At 66.7% G+C, this 6,033-nt stretch carries 7 protein-coding genes and 1 pseudogene; 5 read left to right on the forward strand and 3 right to left on the reverse strand.

What is annotated here, in order from left to right:
• From ACTHJR_RS18975 to ACTHJR_RS18990, 4 genes are all read left to right on the forward strand, one after another.
• On the forward strand, positions 1 to 738 hold a 738-nt coding region (locus tag ACTHJR_RS18975; protein ID WP_440524989.1), incomplete at its 5' end, for a thiolase domain-containing protein.
• Positions 738 to 1,127: a Zn-ribbon domain-containing OB-fold protein gene (locus ACTHJR_RS18980; protein WP_440524990.1), complete on the forward strand. Its 390-nt coding sequence runs from the start codon at positions 738 to 740 to the stop codon at positions 1,125 to 1,127. The genes ACTHJR_RS18975 and ACTHJR_RS18980, both read left to right, overlap by 1 nt.
• Positions 1,128 to 1,248: 121 nt before the next feature.
• A complete protein-coding gene (locus ACTHJR_RS18985; RefSeq protein WP_440524991.1) occupies positions 1,249 to 2,592 on the forward strand; it encodes an MFS transporter in 1,344 nt (447 codons plus the stop codon).
• The gene (locus ACTHJR_RS18990; RefSeq protein WP_440524992.1) at positions 2,589 to 3,596 is read left to right on the forward strand and encodes an aldo/keto reductase; all 1,008 of its coding nucleotides are present in this window, start codon (positions 2,589 to 2,591) and stop codon (positions 3,594 to 3,596) included. The genes ACTHJR_RS18985 and ACTHJR_RS18990 overlap by 4 nt, the downstream gene beginning before the upstream one ends.
• A 277-nt stretch (positions 3,597 to 3,873) precedes the next feature.
• On the opposite strand, the gene ACTHJR_RS18995 is transcribed toward ACTHJR_RS18990, so the two are convergent.
• Positions 3,874 to 4,158 carry a chorismate mutase gene (locus ACTHJR_RS18995; RefSeq protein ID WP_440524993.1) on the reverse strand — a complete coding sequence of 95 codons (285 nt, stop codon included), beginning with the start codon at positions 4,156 to 4,158 and terminating at the stop codon, positions 3,874 to 3,876.
• 102 nt (positions 4,159 to 4,260) lie between these two features.
• Here ACTHJR_RS18995 and ACTHJR_RS19000 point away from each other — a divergent pair, with 102 nt between their 5' ends.
• The gene (locus ACTHJR_RS19000; protein ID WP_440524994.1) at positions 4,261 to 5,277 is read left to right on the forward strand and encodes a polyprenyl synthetase family protein; all 1,017 of its coding nucleotides are present in this window, start codon (positions 4,261 to 4,263) and stop codon (positions 5,275 to 5,277) included.
• Between the two features lie 53 nt (positions 5,278 to 5,330).
• Here the strand turns inward: ACTHJR_RS19000 and ACTHJR_RS19005 are convergent, their stop codons facing one another.
• Both ACTHJR_RS19005 and ACTHJR_RS19010 read right to left on the reverse strand, forming a co-directional pair.
• Positions 5,331 to 5,729: a hypothetical protein gene (locus tag ACTHJR_RS19005; RefSeq protein WP_440524995.1), complete on the reverse strand. Its 399-nt coding sequence runs from the start codon at positions 5,727 to 5,729 to the stop codon at positions 5,331 to 5,333.
• A gap of 80 nt (positions 5,730 to 5,809) precedes the next feature.
• Positions 5,810 to 6,033, reverse strand: a pseudogene (locus ACTHJR_RS19010) (cation diffusion facilitator family transporter); the annotation flags it as partial.

Consider the following 6,033-nt stretch of genomic DNA (forward strand, 5'->3'; position numbering starts at 1 on the left):
AGCTACGGCATGTGCGCGGCGCGGCACATGCACGAGTTCGGCACCACGTCGGAGCAACTCGCCTGGATCAAAGTCGCCGCTTCGCACCATGCCCAGCATAACCCGCACGCGATGCTCCGCGACGTGGTCACGGTCGAGGACGTGATCGGCTCGCCGATGATCTCGGATCCGCTCCACCGGTTCGATTGCTGCGTGGTGTCGGATGGCGGCGGCGCGTTGCTGGTGGTGTCGCCCGACGTCGCGAAGTCGCTGAAGCGGCCACTGGTCGCGGTGCGCGGCGCGGGCGAGCATGTGAAGGGCCCGCGCGGCGGCATGAACCTCGATCTCACCACCTCTGCCGCGGCGGTATCGGGACCGGCCGCCTTCGCCGAGGCCGGGGTGACGCCGGCCGACATGAAATACGCCTCGATCTACGACAGCTTCACCATCACCGTGCTGATCCAGCTCGAGGATCTCGGCTTCTGCAAGAAGGGGGAGGGCGGGCGCTTCGTCGCCGACGGCAACCTCATCTCGGGCATCGGCAAGCTGCCGTTCAACACCGATGGTGGCGGTTTGTGCAACAACCACCCGACCAATCGCGGCGGCATCACCAAGGTGATCGAGGCGGTGCGGCAATTGCGCGGCGAGGCGCACCCGGCGGTGCAGGTGCCCAATTGCGATCTGGCCGTCGCCACCGGCATCGGCGGCGCGCTCGGCGCGCGGCACGGCGCCGCCACACTGATCCTGGAGCGGCAATGATGAGCGAGCCCCGCGCGATCCCGGCACCCAGGCCCAATGTCGAGAACCAGCGTTTCTTCGACGCCGCGGCCGAGGGGAAATTGCTGATCGGCCAATGCGACGCCTGCGGCCAGCCGCATTATTATCCGCGTGCCTTGTGTCCCTTCTGCCTGGCGGAGAGCCGCTGGGTGGAGAGTGCGGGGAAAGGCGCGATCTATTCGCTATCGACGATGCGGCGCGGCGCGGGGGCGCCGTTCACCCTGGCTTGGGTGACGCTCGACGAGGGGCCGGCGGTGCTGACCAATATCGCGACGGAGGATCATGACGGGCTGAAGATCGGGCAGCGGGTCACGGTCCAGTTCACCCCGACCGAAGGCGGCTCGCCCGTCCCGATGTTCGCGCCCGAGTGATGCCCGCGCTCCAGATACCCCGTCATCCCGGCCCTGTGCCGGGATCCACCGTGCCGCGGGCCCAGTCCTCTCCGATCGAGGTCCGCGCGTGCTGCCCGGTGGATGCCGGGACGAGCCCGGCATGACGATTGGGGCGGAAGATACGGAAACCAAAAACCTCGCCGAACGCGAAGCCGACTATGCCGCGTTCGTCGAGGCGCATCTCCGCCGCAACTACACCGCGCATTTCATCCACGGCATGCTCGGCATGACCGGCTTCCGCCTGATCTACGCGCCGACCTTCATCCCGACCTATATCCACCGCCTGACCGGCTCCGACGCTCTGGTCGGCCTTGGCACCGCGCTCCTTCAGTTCGGCGCGATCATCTCGCCGATCTTCGCCGCGTCGCGGTTCGAGACCAAGCAGCGCATTTTGCCCTATGCGATCCGCACCGGCACGATGATGCGGGTGATGATCCTGGGCATGGCGCTGGCCGGCTGGTTCCTGCGCGGCGAGACGTTGCTGCTCGTCACGCTCGGCCTGTTCTTTCTGCTGGGCGCGTTCAACGGCACTCAGCGCGTCGCCTTCCAGATGCTGATGTCGAAGGTGATCCCGATTCATCGCCGCGGGCGGCTCCAGGCCTATCGCAACATCACCGGCGGGTTGATCGCCGCGGCGCTTTCCTATGTCGCGGGGCGCTGGCTGATCCAGCACGACGTGCTCGGCAACGGTTACGCCACCACCTTCTTCGTCGCGTTCGTGCTGACCAGCCTGGGTCTGGCGGTGCTCCAGCTCCGCATGGTCGAGCCGATCCCGCCGGTAGTGCGGCCGCAGATGCGCTTCCTCGACCGGGTGAAGACCTTCCCGACCTTGCTCGAGGATCGCGGCTATCGCTGGTTCATCCTGGCCGAGGCGTGCTGCGTCTGCGCGCGAATCGGCGCGCCGTTCTACATCCTTTATGCCGGCAGCCAGATCGGCCTGTCGGGCGTGGTGATCGGCGAATTGTCGCTCGCCTATCTCGGCGCCGACACCGTCTCCAACCTCGCCTGGGGGCATCTCGGCGACCGCACCGGCTATCGCTCGACCTTCACGCTGGCGGCGACGCTCTGGGCGGGTGGGATCGCCTTGCTGTTGACCGTCCACCATCCCTGGGCGGTGTTCGCGTCCTTCTGCTGCCTCGGCGCGGGCAATTGCGGCTATCAGATGAGCCAGCAGACGATGGTGCTCGAATTCGGCGAGCGCGCCGACGTCGCGATGCGGCTCGCGCTATCGACCACGATCGAGGGTACGATCTCGGCTATCGGACCGCTACTCGGCGGTCTGATGGCGTGGAAGCTCGGCTATCCGCCGGTGCTGTGGCTATCGTTCGGCTTCCTCTGCCTCGCCATCCTCCTGCTGATCTTCCGCGTCCGCGAGCCTCGCCAACGCCGGGTCCAGCCGATAGTGACCGACGAACTCCTCTTTCCAGAAAGCGAATCGGCATGACGCTCCCGACCCGGCGGATCGGTCCCCATGAAGTCTCGGCGATCGGCCTCGGCTGCATGAACCTCAGCCATGCCTATGGCACGCGGCCGAGCGAGGAGGAGGGCGCGGCCCTGCTCAATCGCGCGCTCGATCTGGGGGTCACGTTCCTCGACACCGCCGCGCTCTACGGCCTCGGTGCCAACGAGCGGCTGGTCGGCAAGGCGGTGATGCATCGCCGCGCCGAGTTCACCCTCGCCTCGAAATGCGTGCTCGACGCGGTCGACGGCAAGCGCGTGCTCGACGGCCGCCCCGAGTCGATCCGTCGCACGCTCGAGGGCGCTCTGGGACGGCTCGGGACCGATCACATCGACCTCTATTATCTCCACCGGCTCGACCGTGACGTACCGGTCGAGGAGTCGGTCGGCGAGCTCGCGCGCGCGGTGGAGGCGGGCAAGATCGGCGCGATCGGCCTGTCGGAAATGGGCGCCGCAACGATCCGCCGCGCGCACGCGGTGCATCCGATCGCCGCGGTGCAGAGCGAATATTCGGCGATGGTCCGCAACCCCGAAGTCGCGGTGCTCGATACCTGCCGCGACCTCGGCATCGGCTTCGTCGCCTTCTCGCCGGTAGCGCGCGGGATGCTGGCGCGCGGGGTCCACGACGATTCCTACGAGCCGGGCGACATCCGGGCGCGGATGCCCCGTTTCCTCGGCGACAATCTGCGGCACAATCTGGAGGTCGTCGCGCGGTTCGACGCATTGGCGGAGGCGGCGGGCATGACCTCGGCGCAGCTCGCGCTGGGCTGGGTGCTGGCGAAGGGCGAGCATATCGTCGCGATCCCCGGCACGCGCAGCATCGCGCATCTCGAGGAAGATGTCGGCGGCGCCACGGTCGCGGTCCCGGCCGATCTGGTCGCCGCGGTCGACAAGATATTCGACGGCACCATCCGCGGCCCGCGCTATATCGCGGCGATGCAGGCGCAGATCGACACCGAGATCCTGCCCGGCGAGGAACTCGCGGCTTAAGTCATCGCCACGTCGATAATTGGATCTCCCCTCCCTGCACGGGAGGGGAGGTGCTCCTACGCTTTATCGGATCAGCAAGACGGCGCCCAGGATGATGCCCGCCAACGCGAAACTGACGAGGTGCATCGCCAGGCCGTAACTGCATTGGCTGTCCGATGCGTGGAAGCCATGCATCGCACCCTCTCCATCGACGCGCCTTTGCTCTCGTCTGGCCCGGGGTCGCGCCGTGGCGGGGAGGATACGCCTTCCCGCGGGCAATGACCAGCGACGCGAGCGATCAACCGCCGTCGCGGAATCGTTCGTGGTGCCGGATCACCTCATCGATGATGAAGCGCAGGAATTTCTCGGAGAATTCGGGGTCGAGATGCGCTTCCTCGGCCAGCCGCCGCAGCCGCGCGATCTGGCGCTCCTCGCGGCCGGGATCGGCCGGCGGCAATCCTGCCTGCGCCTTGTAGCGGCCGACCGCCTGGGTCACCTTGAAACGCTCGGCGAGCAGGTGGATCAGCGCGGCATCGATATTGTCGATGCTGCTGCGAAAGGCGTCCAGTACGTCGTCGCTCATCATCGGCTCCCTCGATTCGTGCGCGGCGTTCTGATGATGCATGCCGGGTTGCGCAACCCGTACTTGCCTTCCGCGCCCCTCTCGGCCACAGCCGGGCGTGCAATGAGCGCCACGATCCATCGCCTCGATCCGACCCGGCCGCAGCCCAGCCTCGAGCCGATGATGCAGCTGGTCGCGTCGGACATGAACCTGGTCAATGCGGTGATCCTCGACCGCATGCAGTCGGATATTCCGCTGATTCCGGAGCTTGCCGGCCACCTGCTCGCGGGCGGCGGCAAGCGCATGCGGCCGATGCTGACGCTCGCGAGCGCGCGGCTGCTCGGCTATACCGGCACGCGCCACCATCGCCTGGCGGCGGCGGTCGAGTTCATCCACACGGCGACCCTGCTCCATGACGACGTGGTCGACGGCAGCGATCTTCGCCGCGGCAAGCGCACCGCCAACCTGATCTGGGGCAACCCGGCGTCGATCCTGGTCGGCGATTTCCTGTTCAGCCGCTCGTTCGAACTGATGGTCGAGGACGGCAGCCTCAAGGTGCTCAAGATCCTGTCGAACGCCAGCGCGGTGATCGCCGAAGGCGAAGTCGATCAGCTGACCGCCGCGCGCCGCGTCGATCTCGCCGAGGAACGCTATCTCGACATCATCGGCGCCAAGACCGCCGCCTTGTTCGCCGCCGCCTGCCGCATCTCGGCGGTGGTCGCCGAGCGGCCGGAGGGTGAAGAAGCCGCGCTCGACGCGTTCGGCCGCAATCTCGGCGTCGCGTTCCAATTGGTAGACGATGCGATCGATTACGTCTCCGACGCGGGGACGATGGGCAAGGAAACCGGCGACGATTTCCGCGAGGGCAAGGTCACCCTGCCGGTGATCCTGGCTTATGCCCGCGGCTCGCAGGACGACCGCAAATTCTGGAAGGACGCGATCCTCGGCCACCGCGCCTCGGACGAGGATTTCGCCCACGCGGTCGACCTCGTCCGCACCACCCGCGCGATCGACGACACGCTCGCCCGCGCCCGCCACTACGGCCAGCGCGCGATCGACTCGATCGCCGGCTTCGCCGCGAGCAAGGCGCGCGACGCGATGACCGAAGCGGTCGAATTCGCGGTGGCGCGGGCGTACTGACGGGCAGGCGGCGGCTTTGCCGATGTCGCTGTGCCAAGGTCCGCTATGGGTGGTTAGTGGCCGTTCTCTGTCTCCTTGGGAAGACGCCAGGCAGGCGGCAAGTCGGGGAAATGTCCCCACCGCTCCCATGGTAAATTGGTCCGGCCGTGCGGACGGGAAGCCAATCCCCAGCGGGGAGGGTCAGGCCAACCCGACCACGTATTGTCGATCAGAAGTAAGTCTTCGTCTTCGAATGTAGCGAAGAAAGCGGCATCTACATCAGACAGCCAATCCTTTTGATGGCCGAAGACACCATCTGCGGGAAACGCCTTCCACGGAATTGGCTGCCAACAGATCGGCATTTGCGCGCGATGATGAAATCCTCGCTCCTGCTTGTCTGCCGCATCCGCTCCCATTGGCCAGGGCGCTGGCTCCCATTCAGGCAGAATGTCGTCGCGGCGGTAGATGCTCATTGGCGATGACCCTACCTAATTGGCAAACGTCTGCAATGAGTCGTCAGCTGACGCGAGGAACGCAGCTACCCATCAAACTCTCAACAATCGGTCCCGCAATCCGCCCCACGCTCGATCTGGATCGTCGTGTGTCCGATGCCGAAACGTTCGTGCAGCATCGCCGCCGCGTCGCCCAGGAAGGTGATGCCCGGCTCCGCGCCCAGCACGAGATGCGCGGTCAGCACCGTCTCGGTGGTCGACATCGGCCAGATGTGGAGGTCGTGCGTCGCCGTCACGCCGGGCATCCCGGCCAGCGCCGCCTTGA

The organism is Sphingomonas sp. (assembly GCF_051962185.1).
GTDB lineage: Bacteria > Pseudomonadota > Alphaproteobacteria > Sphingomonadales > Sphingomonadaceae > Sphingomonas.